This is a genomic window from Paenibacillus mendelii (assembly GCF_024498075.1).
In the GTDB taxonomy this organism is placed as follows: domain Bacteria; phylum Bacillota; class Bacilli; order Paenibacillales; family Paenibacillaceae; genus Paenibacillus_Z; species Paenibacillus_Z mendelii.
In genome coordinates, this window is the sequence record NZ_JANHOF010000023.1 from 1 (window position 1) to 15,458 (window position 15,458).

General features: G+C 43.9%; 14 protein-coding genes and 1 pseudogene. 13 read left to right on the top strand and 2 right to left on the bottom strand.

What is annotated here, in order from left to right:
• Positions 1-177 precede the first annotated feature (177 nt).
• The 6 genes from NNL21_RS32655 to NNL21_RS32680 all read left to right on the top strand — a co-directional run bounded on the left by NNL21_RS32655 (position 178) and on the right by NNL21_RS32680 (position 5,941).
• On the top strand, positions 178-1,041 hold the full coding sequence (locus NNL21_RS32655; protein ID WP_204822074.1) for a hypothetical protein: 864 nt from the start codon (positions 178-180) through the stop codon (positions 1,039-1,041).
• 582 nt (positions 1,042-1,623) lie between these two features.
• The gene (locus NNL21_RS32660) at positions 1,624-1,899 is read left to right on the top strand and encodes a hypothetical protein (protein WP_204822073.1); all 276 of its coding nucleotides are present in this window, start codon (positions 1,624-1,626) and stop codon (positions 1,897-1,899) included.
• A 43-nt stretch (positions 1,900-1,942) separates the two neighbouring features.
• Positions 1,943-2,698: a DUF4184 family protein gene (locus NNL21_RS32665; RefSeq protein WP_204822072.1), complete on the top strand. Its 756-nt coding sequence runs from the start codon at positions 1,943-1,945 to the stop codon at positions 2,696-2,698.
• 184 nt (positions 2,699-2,882) lie between these two features.
• On the top strand, positions 2,883-3,827 hold the full coding sequence (locus tag NNL21_RS32670; protein ID WP_204822071.1) for a helix-turn-helix transcriptional regulator: 945 nt from the start codon (positions 2,883-2,885) through the stop codon (positions 3,825-3,827).
• A gap of 106 nt (positions 3,828-3,933) precedes the next feature.
• Positions 3,934-5,118 (top strand): epoxide hydrolase family protein, encoded by a 1,185-nt coding sequence (locus NNL21_RS32675; protein ID WP_204822070.1) that lies wholly within the window; start codon positions 3,934-3,936, stop codon positions 5,116-5,118.
• 76 nt (positions 5,119-5,194) lie between these two features.
• Positions 5,195-5,941: an SDR family NAD(P)-dependent oxidoreductase gene (locus NNL21_RS32680; RefSeq protein WP_309145365.1), complete on the top strand. Its 747-nt coding sequence runs from the start codon at positions 5,195-5,197 to the stop codon at positions 5,939-5,941.
• A gap of 502 nt (positions 5,942-6,443) precedes the next feature.
• Here NNL21_RS32680 and NNL21_RS32685 read toward each other — a convergent pair.
• Complete coding sequence (locus NNL21_RS32685) at positions 6,444-7,073, bottom strand: DUF998 domain-containing protein (RefSeq protein WP_204822069.1); 630 nt, start codon at positions 7,071-7,073, stop codon at positions 6,444-6,446.
• A gap of 290 nt (positions 7,074-7,363) precedes the next feature.
• Between NNL21_RS32685 and NNL21_RS32690 the strand changes: the two genes are divergently transcribed.
• Positions 7,364-7,948, top strand: a complete 585-nt coding sequence (locus NNL21_RS32690) for a TetR/AcrR family transcriptional regulator (protein ID WP_204822068.1) — start codon at positions 7,364-7,366, stop codon at positions 7,946-7,948.
• Entirely contained in the window at positions 7,941-8,921 is a 981-nt protein-coding gene (locus NNL21_RS32695) for a glycerophosphodiester phosphodiesterase family protein (RefSeq protein ID WP_204822067.1), read from the top strand. The genes NNL21_RS32690 and NNL21_RS32695 overlap by 8 nt, the downstream gene beginning before the upstream one ends.
• A 252-nt stretch (positions 8,922-9,173) precedes the next feature.
• Here the strand turns inward: NNL21_RS32695 and NNL21_RS32700 are convergent.
• A pseudogene (locus NNL21_RS32700) lies at positions 9,174-9,647 on the bottom strand (aldo/keto reductase); the annotation flags it as partial.
• Here NNL21_RS32700 and NNL21_RS32705 point away from each other — a divergent pair.
• The 5 genes from NNL21_RS32705 (at position 9,598) to NNL21_RS32725 (ending at position 15,418) form a co-directional block, all read left to right on the top strand.
• On the top strand, positions 9,598-10,611 hold the full coding sequence (locus tag NNL21_RS32705; protein WP_373567628.1) for an MBL fold metallo-hydrolase: 1,014 nt from the start codon (positions 9,598-9,600) through the stop codon (positions 10,609-10,611). The pseudogene NNL21_RS32700 and the gene NNL21_RS32705 overlap by 50 nt on opposite strands.
• Positions 10,611-10,823 carry a DUF3006 domain-containing protein gene (locus NNL21_RS32710; RefSeq protein WP_204822064.1) on the top strand — a complete coding sequence of 71 codons (213 nt, stop codon included), beginning with the start codon at positions 10,611-10,613 and terminating at the stop codon, positions 10,821-10,823. The genes NNL21_RS32705 and NNL21_RS32710 overlap by 1 nt, the downstream gene beginning before the upstream one ends.
• Before the next feature lie 100 nt (positions 10,824-10,923).
• On the top strand, positions 10,924-11,952 hold the full coding sequence (locus NNL21_RS32715) for a DUF4238 domain-containing protein (RefSeq protein WP_204822063.1): 1,029 nt from the start codon (positions 10,924-10,926) through the stop codon (positions 11,950-11,952).
• Between the two features lie 565 nt (positions 11,953-12,517).
• Positions 12,518-13,255 carry a YHYH domain-containing protein gene (locus NNL21_RS32720; protein ID WP_204822062.1) on the top strand — a complete coding sequence of 246 codons (738 nt, stop codon included), beginning with the start codon at positions 12,518-12,520 and terminating at the stop codon, positions 13,253-13,255.
• 639 nt (positions 13,256-13,894) lie between these two features.
• Positions 13,895-15,418 (top strand): phospholipase D-like domain-containing protein, encoded by a 1,524-nt coding sequence (locus tag NNL21_RS32725; RefSeq protein WP_204822061.1) that lies wholly within the window; start codon positions 13,895-13,897, stop codon positions 15,416-15,418.
• Positions 15,419-15,458: the final 40 nt, after the last annotated feature.

Consider the following 15,458-nt stretch of genomic DNA (forward strand, 5'->3'; position numbering starts at 1 on the left):
GAAATCCTGCGAATGAGTGAGTATATGTGAGATAAAGACCTAAAAACGAGGGACGGAGAACGTAAGTTGAACGAAACAAGGAGCAGTTTGCCGCGGCATCTGCTATCGTTGAGGGGGCGACTTTTACATTAAATATACTATAATTAACAAATAATACTGTTTGAAGGAGAGGGCATCATGGTGCATTCCTACGAAATACCGTCTTTGCTAGAAGAGATCATGACATGGGAGAAGGAGATTAAGCAGAAAGTCCCTTACTTGGAGACACCGACAGGCTATTTTCTGCAATTTGACCCAACCGAAAACGGCGGGTACAGAAGTTCTCCAGCTGATGCGATAATGTTCGCGGGTACAGGCATGGATGGTATTCATTTTTCCTTCCTAACGGAGTTCGGTTCCGTGACTGATTTAAGTTTGGCGCCTATTATTCGCGTTGATCCTATGGATTTTGGAAATTGTGCAAAAATAGTCGCCAAAAATATCAGAGATTTTTTCACCCTTCATTTTTCAGATCATGAAGGTCTTTTGCTGAACGATTTTGAATCCAAAGAACACTATCTGACCTATTTGAAAGATCAGGAAGGAGACGACGAGGAGAGCGAGTATTTCGACAAGAAGAAATGGCAATGGCAGAAGAATGAGGTACGTGACTTCGCTATGCTGCGATTCGGATTTCAGCCCATCCTTGATGGATATGCCTATATGCAAGAGGTACGACAAGCGCGATGGAACGAACTGATCGTGACCACTTCTGATGGTTTGGGGGTCATAGTACGGAGCACATCAGTTGATGGCCAAAATAAACCGGTCCCTCACCCGTGGCACATGAAAGAAATTCCGGACCGGGAATTAGAACAGTTAAAGTCCTATATTGTTAGCGCGGAGCAAGCAGGGCTATTTGGCTTTATCCGCGACTGTCAGGTCCAAGGAGTGGATGATTACGAAGTTATCCAGGCGATCTGCGACCAGCTTATTTCGCTCGGTTTGCCTCTGGAAGCCAAAAGGCTGGCGTACTGTATGGACATGTCATCATTGATCTAATTCAAAGAAACAATAAATAATCGAAGCATTAAATCTACTAATTGTGTTGGATGGAGAGATGCATTTGCTATTCCAATGTACATTGAATTCTTCACGGTACCGAGGACAAAGTTTGTGTATCCTTACAGAAGGAACTTTATTGAGAAGTTAAGAAAATGGAAACAGCGGGAAGGCAAATGCACTTTTTAAGGAAACAAACAATTTATTACAGACACATGGTTGGTATACCTTTGATATGGGATAAATATACCTAGGCAGGCGATCGTTCTGATCGGCTGCCTTTTCTCAAGTAAAGGGCAGAGATCCATCAACAGAGTGATGGTTATGATAAAATTATGCTGAAAAGTATTATAGGCCAAATACAAATCTTTGGTAGTGTGAACAATGTCTCCTATAAAATTATCTCTAACAATGGTAGTCGTTACTACCCTTGTTTTTGGATGTAAGTCACAACCAGTCAGACCAGATGATAAAGAGATTGAGGCCTTTATCAGTTAGAATAAAATACATGTAATTGAGTTGGTGAAGTACAAGCAATACACAGCAATTGCATATAAGATCGATACAGAGGTAGGTTTCTACTTGGACCAAACAGGTGACGGGACGTTTTCAAAACATTGGGAGAATATAGAGGGAACAAAGATTCCGAAGCGATTTATAGGTGGATTTTCTGACAAATATTTAGTTGAATATATCATCGATGAAAGTATGTTAAATCGAATACACACGTATACAACCAGAGCAGGTACCAGAGCAGGTACCTTTACTAAAGAACCAAATCAGAAGTGTTTTGTATTCCCTACAGGACAGGGCGGTATTCAGTATTTTGACCGAAATAATAAATTGATTGAGTTTTAGGTGCTAAAATTGTAGCTAAAAAGAGGAGGTGAGCCGCTAACCGATGCCTTTTACCTTTGCGCACCCGACGTTTGCTTTCCCCTTAAAATTCATCAGCCCGCGATGGTTGAGTGTAACCGGCCTCGTGCTGGGGAGTATGGCTTCTGATTTTGAATATTTTCTTGCTTTGGAGCCGCATCGGACAGTTGGTCATTCGTTCTTAGGCTTGGTCGTTCAGGTGATTCCGCTATGTATCCTGTTCGCCTATCTTATTCACACTTTTGTTAAGGAATCACTCGTCCTGCACCTGCCATCCGCCTTTGGCTTGAATCGGAGGGCGTACAGCCTTTTATGCACATGGAGCCTGCGAACGCTTCGCGACTGGATTATCTACATCGTGTCTGTCTCTATCGGCTTTCTCTCGCATGTTGCGGTCGACGCCTTCACGCATGAAAGCGGTTATATGGTTCAGCAGCTTACCTTGCTGCAGTCTATCGTCTTATTGGACCTGCCGGTGTACAAAATTTTACAGCACAGTCTGTCGATGACCGGGATGATGGTTATAGTCGGCACAGTAGGAGTCGCGCTTTACAGAACGGATCCCTATACGAAAGAGATCCCATTCATCACGTACAAACAAAAACTGTTGTACTGGGGCTTCGCGGTGATGGTCGCAGTCTTCATGACAGGATGTAAACTGCTGCTAACCTCGGGCGGCAACATCATCGGAATGTTGGTCGTAGCGCCAATCACTGGCTTCTGGGCAGGGATACTGCTCGCCTCCTTGCTCTGGAGAAGAACCAGGCATAGAAACAAATAGGGGCACACAGGTGAATTATCTAATCCTGACAGACTCTTGTCAACAATGAAAGTTTATTATGTAAGTAAGAACCCTATTTACCCGCAGGAGTTAAGGCAACGTGTTCGTGGAAGTGAAACATTTTATTAATTAGTTACCTTGAAAATGAAACTGTAACAAGATTTTTTGAATTAGGGGGAAAACAGTGAAACTTGAGCGACTTATGGCCATTACGATCCTTCTATTAAACCGCAAACGCGTACAGGCCCAAGAATTGGCTGATCGTCTGGAAGTGTCATTGCGTACGATTTATCGCGATTTGGAATCATTGAATCTTGCAGGAATTCCTATTGTTTCGTACACGGGAGCGGAAGGCGGATTCGAAATCATGGAAAACTTTCGATTGGATCGGCAAATGCTTTCATTTGATGAGCTTATTGCCCTCTCTACAGCTTTGCGAGGGCTTCAATCTACACAGGCATTTAGCAACCAAAATTTGGACGGGCTGCTCGATAAAGTTGGCGCATTGGTCTCGAAGGCAGAACAAGGTCGTATGGCTGGTGCTGATCAGGTCATCGTAGATTTAAATCCGTGGAAAAGCAGCTCTTCAGAACGAAACAAGTATGACACGCTGCATAAAGCCGTAAGCGATAAAAGGCTGATCCGTTTTACATATACCAACGGACAAGGGGGAGAAACAGAACGTTGTATTGAACCTATGGGGCTGGTGCTCAAAGGCTATACGTGGTATCTTCACGGCTATTGCTTAAACCGAAATGATTACCGCATGTTCAGGCTCTCACGGATCCGGAATCTACTCATTCTTGAGGATACGTTCCAGCGTCGAATGGTGACGCTGTCTGAGTTGAATGCAAATTGGGATCCGCAGCGCGATTCCAAGATGGTCGATCTGGTGCTTAGATTTACAGGGCCGGCTAAGGTTCCAGCAGAAGATCATTTTGATTCGGATGAAATTGAACGGCAGCCCGATGGTACGCTTATCGTTCGGGTCCGATACCCGGATAACGACTGGTTAATCGGTTTTTTACTTCAATTTAGAACGGATTTGTTCATTCTTGAACCCCCGCATATTGCTGAAGCGGTACGGAAAAGTGCTTTGGAGATATCTAAACTTTATATCGCTCGTTGACACACAGTTGTCAACAAGCTTGGTTTATTATGAGTTTAAATAGAGTGAACACATTAATCAGTCACAAGAAGATACAGAGAATTTTGAGGAGGATTTCCAAAAAAAAATGGCTCATTCAGAACAACAAAGTGTACGCAATGGCCACCAGAGCAATGATATCAAGCCTTTCCGCATCGATGTTCCGCAGGCTGACCTTGATGAATTACGAGACCGTTTAACCCGCACCCGTTGGCCGGATGCTTTGGCCGGTGTAGGCTGGGACTATGGTATCCCTGTTGATTACCTCAAGGAACTGGCGGAATATTGGAGATCCAAATATGACTGGCGCAAACACGAGAAATCTCTTAACAAATTCCCGCAGTTCACCACCACCATAGACGGACAGAACATCCACTTTCTACATGTTCGTTCACCGGAACCTGGAGCAATGCCGCTAATCATCACACATGGTTGGCCAGGTTCGATCGTAGAGTTCATGAACATTATAGGACCGCTCACCGATCCCCGCGCTCATGGCGGTAACCCGGAAGATGCTTTCCATGTCGTTATCCCTTCGCTACCCGGCTTTGGCTTTTCTGGACCGACAACCGAGGTAGGGTGGAACATTAATCGAGTAGCCAGAACTTGGGCTGAACTGATGCGTCGACTAAGTTATGAACGTTACGGCGCACAAGGTGGTGACACCGGGGCAATGGTCTCTCCGGAGCTTGGACGATTTGCTCCAGACTCTGTCATTGGGATTCATGCAAACGGGCTTACAACATTCCCGTCCGGAGATCCCGCAGAATCACTTGATTTAACTGAAATTGAGCGAGCGCGCTACGATAAGTTGACTCAACAAAGCTATGAGACAACGGGTTATGCGATTATACAATCTACACGACCTCAGACGCTTGCCTATGGTCTAACTGACTCGCCTATCGGGCAGCTTGCTTGGATCGTTGAGAAGTTCAAGGAATGGACAGACCCTATAGCAAATCTTCCGGAGGATGCCGTTAATCTCGACCACTTGCTCACAAATGTGTCATTGTATTGGCTGACTGGAACGGCGGGGTCATCGGCACGGATTTATAAAGAGGAGGCGAAATCCTGGGGCATGCCTGCTCAGCGCTCTACGGTTCCTACCGGAGTCGCAGTTTTTCCGAAAGACATCTCGATCCGAGGTATTGTCGAACGCGAGCATAATGTCGTGCACTGGTCGGAATTCGATCGCGGTGGTCACTTTGCGGCAATGGAAGCTCCTGATCTATTAGTTAATGACATTCGAAAGTTCTTTGGTCAGCTTCGCTAAGACTACCCGGAATGTTGTTATGAAGCTCGAATCTAAAGTTTGAACATTCGAAATTAAATAGTAGGATGAAAGGAAGATGACTATGAATCTGCAGGGGAAAGTTGTTATCGTTACCGGAGGCGCAAGAGGAATTGGAAGTGCTGCATCAAAATCATTGGCCCAGCGGGGTGCGAAAGTCGTCGTTAATTATTTAAAAAATCAAGATGCTGCTGAAGCAGTGGTCTCCGATATTCGATCCAGCGGCGGAGAAGCCATTGCTCTCCGGGCGGATGTTCGTGATTCAGACCAATTTGCAAAGCTCGTAGACGCTGTTTTAGATGCTTTTGGGAAAATTGATATATTGGTCTGCAACGCGAATATGAGTTTCACTGCGAAGCCCTTTGCCGAAATGAATTGGGAGGAGTTCTCTCAGAAATTAAACGATGAACTAAAAGCGGCATTCGTGACGACTAAATCCGTTATTCCGTCCATGATCAAGCAAAAGTTCGGACGTATCATTTATGTATCCAGCAGCTTAGGTAAGGATCCCTCGCCTTACATGATCGCTCATGGGACGGCAAAAGGAGGGGTGAATACTTTTTCCGACTATATTGCCCAAGAATTCGGACCACAAGGAATTTCAGCCAACGTGGTTGCACCCGGATTAGTGCAAACCGATGCGACCGCCTTTTTATCAGAGGAAGAGAAACAAACCATTAGTAGCTTTACACCACTGAGGCGTGTGGCGGAACCTGATGATATTGCAGGTGTTATTTCGTTCCTGGCAAGCGACGATTCGCGTTTTATTACCGGATCGTATACCCCTGTTACTGGGGGGCTGTAACTGGAGTCCAGTGTCATCGATATTTGAATCTACACACCGCAGCAGCTGGCCATACGAGTGCAAATCTTAAGAACGCAAGATAACCTGCTTGAATACCTGGCCTCCAATTGATTTGGAGGTCTTTTTGAATTCGACGAAAAAATTCATTGCGCTAACGGGGACTATAGTTCAATAAACAGCAAGGCTGCCGGCTGATCCAAGCGCCAACCGGCGTCCTATCCATTCATTTGATATCAGAGTTACTTCGATTTCTTCTTAGCTGCGGATCTGCCTTGCTTCTTCGGATCGTCCGATGGCGGTGCGGCATGCTGTGAACCGTTGGGCTTAATCGAATCGGCCATGTTCTAATGCTCCTTTCCTGAGATTTGTAATTAGTTATATGCATATTTTTCTATCTCATCCAAAGACGCTCATCACAATGTTTTCCGAATACCTATCTCCAAGGGCAAGAAGTAATAAAATCGAATTCGTTATCAGGCGACCTGAAGCTCGGATGTGATTATTAGTTATAGGGAATCAATCCTACCGAAACGATGCCAATCCAGCCAGCTCCCATAAGAAAAAACAGGCGTTCCGTCAATCCGAAATAAAGAGGGGCTCCGCTCGAGGCGAAGATCGAGACGATGGAGAGCATGAGCAGGAGAAACGAAGCAGCCGTTAACACTGCCATCCAGACCATTCCCCTTTTCACCGGCATCCATCGCGAGTCTTTACTGAGCTCCCGTGCCAGGATAAGGGCGGCTATGGTGAGGGAGACAAAGGCAAGGTTTGCGGCCATAAAGTGAATCATTCCGCTTGTGGACGGGGGCTGGTCCCAGCTACCCTTGGGATCGGTCGGGAAGACAGCCGAAACGAGCAGGCAGACGCCCCAGAGCGCCAGGCACGAGATTCCGGCGATGGCGCGCGTTCCGCGCACCCTACGGGCCAACCCAAGAGACAACGTCAGTGAGCCGAGCCCTAAGCTAACAAGGCTTGCCGGGAGTAGCCACCCACCCGATCCAAATACATAGTAGCTCATGGCATCGTAAAGAAATGTGATATCCGGCTGCAGAACGTGCAGCAGCAAGATGGAGACGGCAAACAAAGTGAGGCCAATTCGGGTTGCAGAGACGAGTGGATTGTTTTTTATCATGCTTTATTCCTCCAGTGAATGAACTATTACTTATCATCATAGGGGAGAGATGTTTAGAACTTATGGAGGTGATCTGTTCTTTTCGTGTCTCTTGGGCGATGATATTTCTGAAAACTCGGCACAGCCGTGACTGTACAGTATAAATAAAATCCAGCCCGGGAGTCGTCTTCAGCCGTCTGACAAGGTAAGCGGCTTTCAATGAGAATAGCCGCGTTGCGTCAATACCATTTTTGACGTATAATGACCACAGTCATATATGACTGTGGTCATTATTAGAGGGGGTGCACTCAATGCTAAGAGAAGTCCGAAAAAAGAAAATTAATGAAACGATCACTCAAGTTGCAATTGAGTTATTCAAACAAAAGGGCTATGAAAATGTAACTGTAGAGGAGATAGCACTCAAAAGTGGCATCGCCAAAGGCACTTTTTTCAACTATTTTCAGAAAAAAGAACATCTATTATTGCATATAGTGAATTCTTATATGCAGCTAATGGATCAAATTGTTCATAGACATCATGAAGGAACGGTTAAGGAGCGTCTGCTGCGTATTCTACGGGATATATTATCTATTTATTTCCGACATCCCGGTTTGTTACGCCTAGCCTTAGTAGAAACGATAAAATCAACAATCGAAACAAAAGATGCATCAACCAACATTACGATGTTCAGAGAAACATTGGGTACCATCATTACAGAAGCTAAACAAAGCGGTGCCCTCCGAAGTAGTTGGGATCCAAACATGAGCGCCTCCGTTATAGTCGGTGTATTTATAAACACATTAATAAATGGGTCTTCGAGCTTGAATGAAGAAGAACTTTTTGAACTATTACAACGGCAGTTGGATGTGGTATGGGAGGGAATTGCCGATGAATAGATTGAAAAAAATATTTAAAAACAAGATCGTAATTTTTCTCGTAGTGCTTATTGTCTTCATTTATTTGAATAACAGCTCTCTTCTCACGAAACAAGACAGTGGAGACCCCCTACTTCTAGCTCATCGGGGATTGGGACAAACCTTCACGATGGAAGGCATCACGAACGAAACCTGTACGGCCGAACGGATTTATGAACCAGAGCATCCTTTCTTGGAAAATACGATTCCATCCATGGAAGCGGCATTTCAAGCAGGGGCAGACGTCGTTGAATTTGATATACATATTACCAAAGATGAGCAATTTGCCGTTTTTCATGATTGGACACTGGACTGCCGTACGAATGCAGAAGGCACGACCAAGGACTATACAATGGCTGAGTTGAAAAAAATGGATATTGGGTACGGATATACGGCCGATCATGGGCAGACCTTTCCGTTCCGTGGCAAAGGGATAGATTTGATGCCGTCTTTAACAGAAGTTCTAAGCCATTTTCCTGACAAATCCTTTTTAATTGATATAAAAAGCAACGATCCCTATGAGGGAGAACTACTCGCTGAATATCTGTCCGCGCTGCCGGAAAACCAACAAAGCTTGCTAGCAGTATATGGAGGAGATAAACCCATTGCCGCTTTGAAAGAAAGGATGCCTGATATGCGAGTGATGTCAAAGGCAACAATGAAAAGCTGTTTGTTACCCTATCTGGCAGTCGGGTGGACCGGATATGTGCCCAACGCATGTGAACATACAGAATTACACATTCCCGAGAAAATTGCGCCCTGGTTATGGGGATGGCCTAATCGATTTCTAAATCGGATGGAAAGCAACAATACCCGTGTGATCGTTGTCGGTGGGGATGGTAGTGATTTCTCAAGCGGGTTGGATACTCCTGAGGACATTGAACGTCTGCCATCAAATTATAGTGGCGGTATTTGGACGAATCGGATTGATAAAATCGGGCCTCTGTATGAGTAAACTAGTGGCAGCATAATTCTAAACGAATAAGTTGATAGTCTGGATGGAGTGAATTGACCATCCGTGATAATAATGGTTAAGGCATCGCTTTCGGTGCATAAACAAAGTCTGGTCTTCAACTAAAGGGACGTTAGTTGAACGAAATAAGAAGCAGTTTGCTGCGGCAGCTGCTTCTTGTTTTAATATCTTATTGTTAAATTCGGTTCTTTTGCTTAAACAGAATCTGCCGCAGGCCTTTCGAAATAACTATCGTTAAATATCGAGTTTACGGGTACCAATCCATTTCACCATTTCAGGATCGTTATGTGAAAAGAACAGGCTCTGTTTTGTGTCTAACGCAGTAATCAGCTTCATATCCTCTTGAATTAATTCAAAATCAAAGATATTGTAGTTTTCGATAATTCTTTCTTTACGAACAGACTTTGGAATCACAACGACTTCTCTTTGTGTTAGCCAACGTAAAGCCACCTGAGCAACGGATTTATTATACTTTTCAGCTATCGAGACCAATATCTCATTCTGGAACAGGTTATTTTTTCCTTCAGCAAAAGGCGCCCAGGATTGGATCTGAACATTGTTCTCCTTCATGAAATTTGCACTTTCGATTTGCTGATTGAAAGGGTGCGTTTCAACCTGGTTTACGGCAGGAACGACTTCATTATGAATAATCAAATCGATCAGACGATCCGGCTGGAAGTTACTAACCCCAATTGCACGGACCTTGCCTGCTATCGCGCACCCAGGACGCACAGATGCAGATGGTGGACATTACTGTCGGACTAACTGTGCTAAGTGGGGGTTAGAAGACGGTGAATATCACAAGCATGATGGTAGTAGCGCGGCCACCGAGAAGGAGCCGGTGAAAACAGAAGAGCCGAAGAATTCTACTCCAGCATCCTTAAAAGTGGAGAAATTGACCGCACCGACAAAAGGTAAATTGTCCGTTTATTATCTTAACGTAGGTCAGGGGGATGCAACGTACATTAAGACTGCCGCTGGTGACGATATACTAATCGATGGCGGTAATAATAACGCTGGCGATACGGTTGTTGCGTATCTTAAGCAACTCGGCGTGGACGACATCGAAGTAATGATTTCCACGCATCCGGACGCTGACCATGTTGGAGGGCTAGATTCGGTGTTCAAGGCCTTTAAAGTAGAGAATGTGTACGCTCCGAAAGTTTCGCATACAACGCAGACTTTTAAAGACTTTCTCAATGCGGTAAAAGCTGAGAAACTTACGATCAAGGAAGCTAAAGCCGGCGTAACACTTCCGCTAAAAGGTGTTACTGCTAAATTCGTAGGACCGATTAAGGCATACGCAGCTAGTGAGTTAAACGACTGGAGTGCTGTGCTACATCTTACTTACGGCACAAACACGTTCCTATTTACCGGTGATGCGGAGTCTAAGTCGCTATCGGATATGATGAAGGCAAAAGCAACGTTAAAAGCTGACGTCTTAAAAGTTGGCCATCATGGATCAAATACGTCCACTTCAGCGGCATTTCTAAAAGTTGTATCTCCGAAATATGCAGTGATAAGCGTCGGGAAAAATAGCTACGGCCATCCGACTAAATCGGTTTTGGATGCCTTAAAAGCCGCTAAAGCGACTATTTATCGTACGGATCTGAACGGGACTGTTACAGCTGTCAGCGATGGCAAGATGATTACTATCAAGAAGGTGAAGTAATGCGGCGTGGAGTGATAGATCGATTTGAAGGTGATATCGCAGTCATTGAAACGGACGAGGCGACGATTGACGTTCCAAAGTCTAAGCTGCCGCGCGGTGCCAAATCGGGTGATACCGTCATCATCGAAGGCGATACGTTCCGGATTGATGCAGATGACACGAAAAAACGGAAACGTGAGATCGAATCTTTAATGGACGAATTATTCGAATAAATAAAAGTCGCTTACCGGTTTCCATGTTCGGTAAAGCGACTTTTATACGAGGTGTTCTAGTTTTAGTATCTTACGTTTATTCGAGGAGGAAATATATACATTGACACAACAACCTGGAGTGCGTCAGCACATAATTCCTGCCAGTCATATTGGAAGCTTCTCAAATTCCGACATCACACCAAAACGGAAGAGACCTGTTTGGTATCGACGTGATGGTATGAAAAATGCATCGGATCTCAAGGCAGAAACGCTTGGGATCCGTAAACATATTTACACGTTGTACGGTGAAAATTTGGAAGAACGATATGTGGACAAAACTTGGAAATATGTTGAAGAGAATTTACCATCTGCAGTCCAGACACTTGAAGAGCATAATAAAACACTTTTATTTAATGGAACTATTTGGTCGACCATTTTAGTTCCATTCATTGCGCAGCTCTTTGTACGTGGGGAAGATTATGGAGAGCTTTTGTTGGCCCGGGCTCCTGCTTTAGAAAAATTGGATGAACACTTTGGCCCACATGGGGTCAGTGATAATACCAACTTCAACCGGCTTATCGACTTTCAGATTAATTGCGGCTTGTTATGTAATGCGGAGTGGAGATTGTTACACAATCAGAGTAAAACTCCTTTTGTCCTAAGTGACCTGGGATATGCTACGTTTAACGCGCAACGTTACGGTTACGGTTTGGGTAAAGGATATCTTATTCCGATGTCCAAAACCCTCATGTTGGTTATTACCAGGCGAAATCCAAAACAAGAAGCCATTCATATATACGGTCCTAATATTATGCTGCTACAGGGCTCTTTAACTGACAGCAACAAGGCAAGGTATTTCAACCAGAGAATTGTGAAGTGCGCTTACTCTGAAGCATATGGTCCAACAGAGGAAGTATTGAATCAATCCTGGGGGAATCGGGAAATAAGGAGAAAAGACCCTATAATCGGACCGGCATTAATACAATACCCCTTAAAGGATAAGTACAAGTTAGATATCCATCAGCAATACATGGATAAATTCAAAGTGCCAGATTTGATCATAAAAGAGATGTACGGTGGCAGAATTATTGAGGTAGTTGAAGAAACACGTGGGAATAGTACTTACATGCTACGATATAAGGAACTATAGCCGTTCTCATTGGTTTATAGATCCGGGGTGTTAAAAGCCAGCGCAGCTTGTAGGACTTCAATCGATCTTGAATACAACGACCGAATTGAAATCATTCGCCATACTTGAGAGGCGATCCCAAGGCAATTGTCCACTCATGCAACATGAGCTGCTGCCGAACACGAACGGCAGACGACTGTTCAGCTAACGGGCAGGGGGAGATCATGCACGATATAAAGTTTCTATTGGCCCCAGAGTGTCCAAGCGATCGAAAAATAGGAGAGTCCGGACGGCCACATCTTATCTGTCGTTACGCTAACGATAGCTCAAAATTAAACAACAGGCTGCCGCGGCGGCCTGTTGTAATGTTTTTATTAACGGGCAGAATGGGAAAGAAGAGTATTTAGCATTATAACATCTTTTTCATAATCATAACATCCACAAACTGGTCATCGATCCTCCCTTATTTCTCAAACATGCCAACTGTTCGGTAACCCATTTTGTCAAAGAAATTTCATGGTCTCATATGGTAATATAACAACTTATTGGTATAATCTATGAGGTTTCATAAAAAGGAGGAGCTCATATGAGAAAGAGATTACTATCGTTCATCGCTACAATTATTGTCGTCTTTATGCTTATCCCGTTACAGGCCTACGCCCATTCGGGAAGGACGGACAGCAGTGGGGGGCACAATTGTTCAGAAAAATCGCAGCGTAAAGGATTGTGCACTGGTTATCATTATCATAATGGGGGAAGTGCCGGAAGTTCAAATGTGAGCTTGAGCACAAGTTCTAATTCGGAAAACACAAATTCATACAAATCGACTAAGGTGAAGAAGACAAAAGTTGTACTCAATGAATATCCACCATATCCTCACTGCAAAAAAGTAAAAGATACGTCATCATCTAGTAATTCTTACACTCTGTTTTATGAAAGAACATGGGATTGTAATTACTATACCGATAACGGTATGAAGTACGATACGCTGTTCTCAACTTTAACTATTGACGGGATGTATCACAGTTTAGATAAATCGATGATATCCGCACAAAATAGCACATATTTATATATCAAGGATTTTGCCAATATCTTCGGTTTTGCGATCGAATTCGATAAGTCTAAAAATATCGTATTGAAAAAGGGTAATCTATCTTTAAAAATATTTAATGATACGAACAAAATCTTTATTAATGGCAATTTCTCTGGTTTTAAGACCCTTAGAATTGACGGATACTCCTATATTCCACTCCGCTTTGCCGTAAAATTAGCGGGAGGGACCATTGACTCATCAGATTCTTATACCTTTAACATTACAACTTAATTAGTGAAGCAACCGCCTCTTGTAGGCGGTTTTTTCTAATTCTATTCAGTAGTATTGGGGTCCCGCCACATAGCCATCAAGCTAAGAAATTAATAACCCCCCAAAACGAAAAAAGCTATTCTTTTTGTAAATAAAGGATAGCTTTTTTCGTTTTGGGGTATTCGAAAATTTTAGCTTGATGGGCATGTGGTACTACCCCATATTGGCGTAATTCGGATCATTGTCTTCATTCGTTAAGCCTAAAGGATAATTGGGTTGTGGGAAGGCTAAATAATCACATCTTGATTCACCGAGATGGGATTATTTTTGGTGTTACCGATTCCGCCTAGAACAACGGCTAGAGCAACCGGTCAAAACTTCTTTCATTTAGTAGAGGCCGTTTTTCGAACTCCGATAGCAAAATCTACTCGCTTACGCCAAGATCCCTGTATTAATTTTGTACCAGGCGGTCAACGTCCAAAAAGACCACATTGATTTCGAATTGGCTGCAAAAACTGTGCATATCCATATTTGCGCTGATATTATACTGATAAGCATATATAAAATTTCTGTAGAATATTGGCGTAATTAATCGGACACTTTAAGAGTATACATGCGTAAACTTGCGCATGTTATTGGATAACAAAGGAGGAAATTCAGTTGTTGTGGATTATTTGGTTGTATCTAATCAATACACTCTTGATGTTAATCATAGCGATCCGCGAGGTGCGTAGACCGGCCAAGGCTTTGAATTGGCTAGCCATTTGCCTCGTTTTTCCTGTCATCGGTTTCGTATTCTATCTCAGTATAACAAATCCCATGCGCATTTCTCGAGAAAGACTGACTTCTCCGCAAAATGAGTCGGACACGTTGCCTGATTCATTCAGCCGATCTGCTTCGGTAATCGCTCATTCTTTACGGCATTTGTCCGTATATGGACTTCGAACCGGCAGAGTACAGGTGCTTAAGAACGGCAATGAAACCTATGAGAGACTGATGGAATCAATAAAGAGTGCACTAAACTCGATTGATTTGGAATACTACGTCTATCGGGATGACCAAATTGGCAGACGTATCACGGATTTATTGATTGAAAGGGCAAAGGCTGGTGTACGAGTCCGCTTTGTGAGAGACGGTTTAGGGAGCAGACAATTTCCGCGAGCGCAGATCATACGGATGATGGATGCTGGGATTGAATGCCGTACGGTATTTCCAATACGCTTCCCTTGGATATTGTCCAATTGGAATTACCGGGATCATTGTAAGATCGTCGTGATCGACGGAAAGGAAACTTTCACTGGTGGTATCAATATTGGGTATGAGTATACTGGCCTAAAGCCGAACGTAGGGTTCTGGCGCGACACCCATCTGCGAATCATAGGTGAAGCTGCTGTCGACCTGCACACTATATTTAACGTCCACTGGGATATTGCTTCACCGGAACAGCTAAAGGTGAGCGCACGTAAGAACACCGTTGAAAACACAGAAAAGCCCATTGAGTTGCCCAGTCATCCATTACGTAGCATGACTCCACAATGGGGTGCTGTTTCCGGACAAGTGGCAGAATATGCGGCAGAATTGGGCATCCTAAGCAGCAACATTGCTGACAACTCCACGAATACAGAAGTATTGCAAAATGCGTTTATGCAGACGTTTGAAGGTAATCCTGGCATTCCTACTCAAGTGATCCGGGAAGTCTTTTTCATTTGCCTGACACAAGCGGTAAAGACTCTTGACATCACAAACCCCTATTTTGTTCCCGATGCAGATATCATCATGGCGATAAAGACAGCTGTGGCGCGCGGGGTGCGTGTGAGATTGTTGGTCCCTTACCATTCGGACCAAAAAATTGTAGATCTTGCAAGCCGTACCTATTTTGGAGAACTATTGGAATCCGGGGTCCAGATTTATCAGTACAATAAAGGAATGTTGCACGCTAAAGTAATGGTCATCGATGGGGAGATCGCCGAGGTTGGTGCAGCGAACTATGATATGAGAAGTTTTCGTTTGAATTACGAGGTGTGCCAGGTTATTTTCAGCACCGATATAGCCAGGGAACTCATAGAGCAATTCGAGCGGGATCTCATTGATTCAGTCCAGTTACACATCCAAGATTTGCAGCATCGCTCAATTCCACAGCGCATAATGGAGCAAGGAGCGCGACTACTATCACCGATGATATAACCTGCAATATAAAACGCTCATTTTTGCAATCCTTCGTATC

What these genes read in the sequence shown, in the direction of transcription:
- NNL21_RS32665 (WP_204822072.1), top strand. Translation starts at nt 1,943, where the DNA reads ATGCCTTTTACCTTTGCGCACCCGACGTTTGCTTTCCCCTTAAAATTC.
- NNL21_RS32680 (WP_309145365.1), top strand. Translation starts at nt 5,195, where the DNA reads ATGACTATGAATCTGCAGGGGAAAGTTGTTATCGTTACCGGAGGCGCA.
- NNL21_RS32675 (WP_204822070.1), top strand. Translation starts at nt 3,934, where the DNA reads ATGGCTCATTCAGAACAACAAAGTGTACGCAATGGCCACCAGAGCAAT.
- NNL21_RS32690 (WP_204822068.1), top strand. Translation starts at nt 7,364, where the DNA reads ATGCTAAGAGAAGTCCGAAAAAAGAAAATTAATGAAACGATCACTCAA.
- NNL21_RS32655 (WP_204822074.1), top strand. Translation starts at nt 178, where the DNA reads ATGGTGCATTCCTACGAAATACCGTCTTTGCTAGAAGAGATCATGACA.
- NNL21_RS32720 (WP_204822062.1), top strand. Translation starts at nt 12,518, where the DNA reads ATGAGAAAGAGATTACTATCGTTCATCGCTACAATTATTGTCGTCTTT.
- NNL21_RS32685 (WP_204822069.1), bottom strand. Translation starts at nt 7,073, where the DNA reads ATGATAAAAAACAATCCACTCGTCTCTGCAACCCGAATTGGCCTCACT.
- NNL21_RS32695 (WP_204822067.1), top strand. Translation starts at nt 7,941, where the DNA reads ATGAATAGATTGAAAAAAATATTTAAAAACAAGATCGTAATTTTTCTC.
- NNL21_RS32710 (WP_204822064.1), top strand. Translation starts at nt 10,611, where the DNA reads ATGCGGCGTGGAGTGATAGATCGATTTGAAGGTGATATCGCAGTCATT.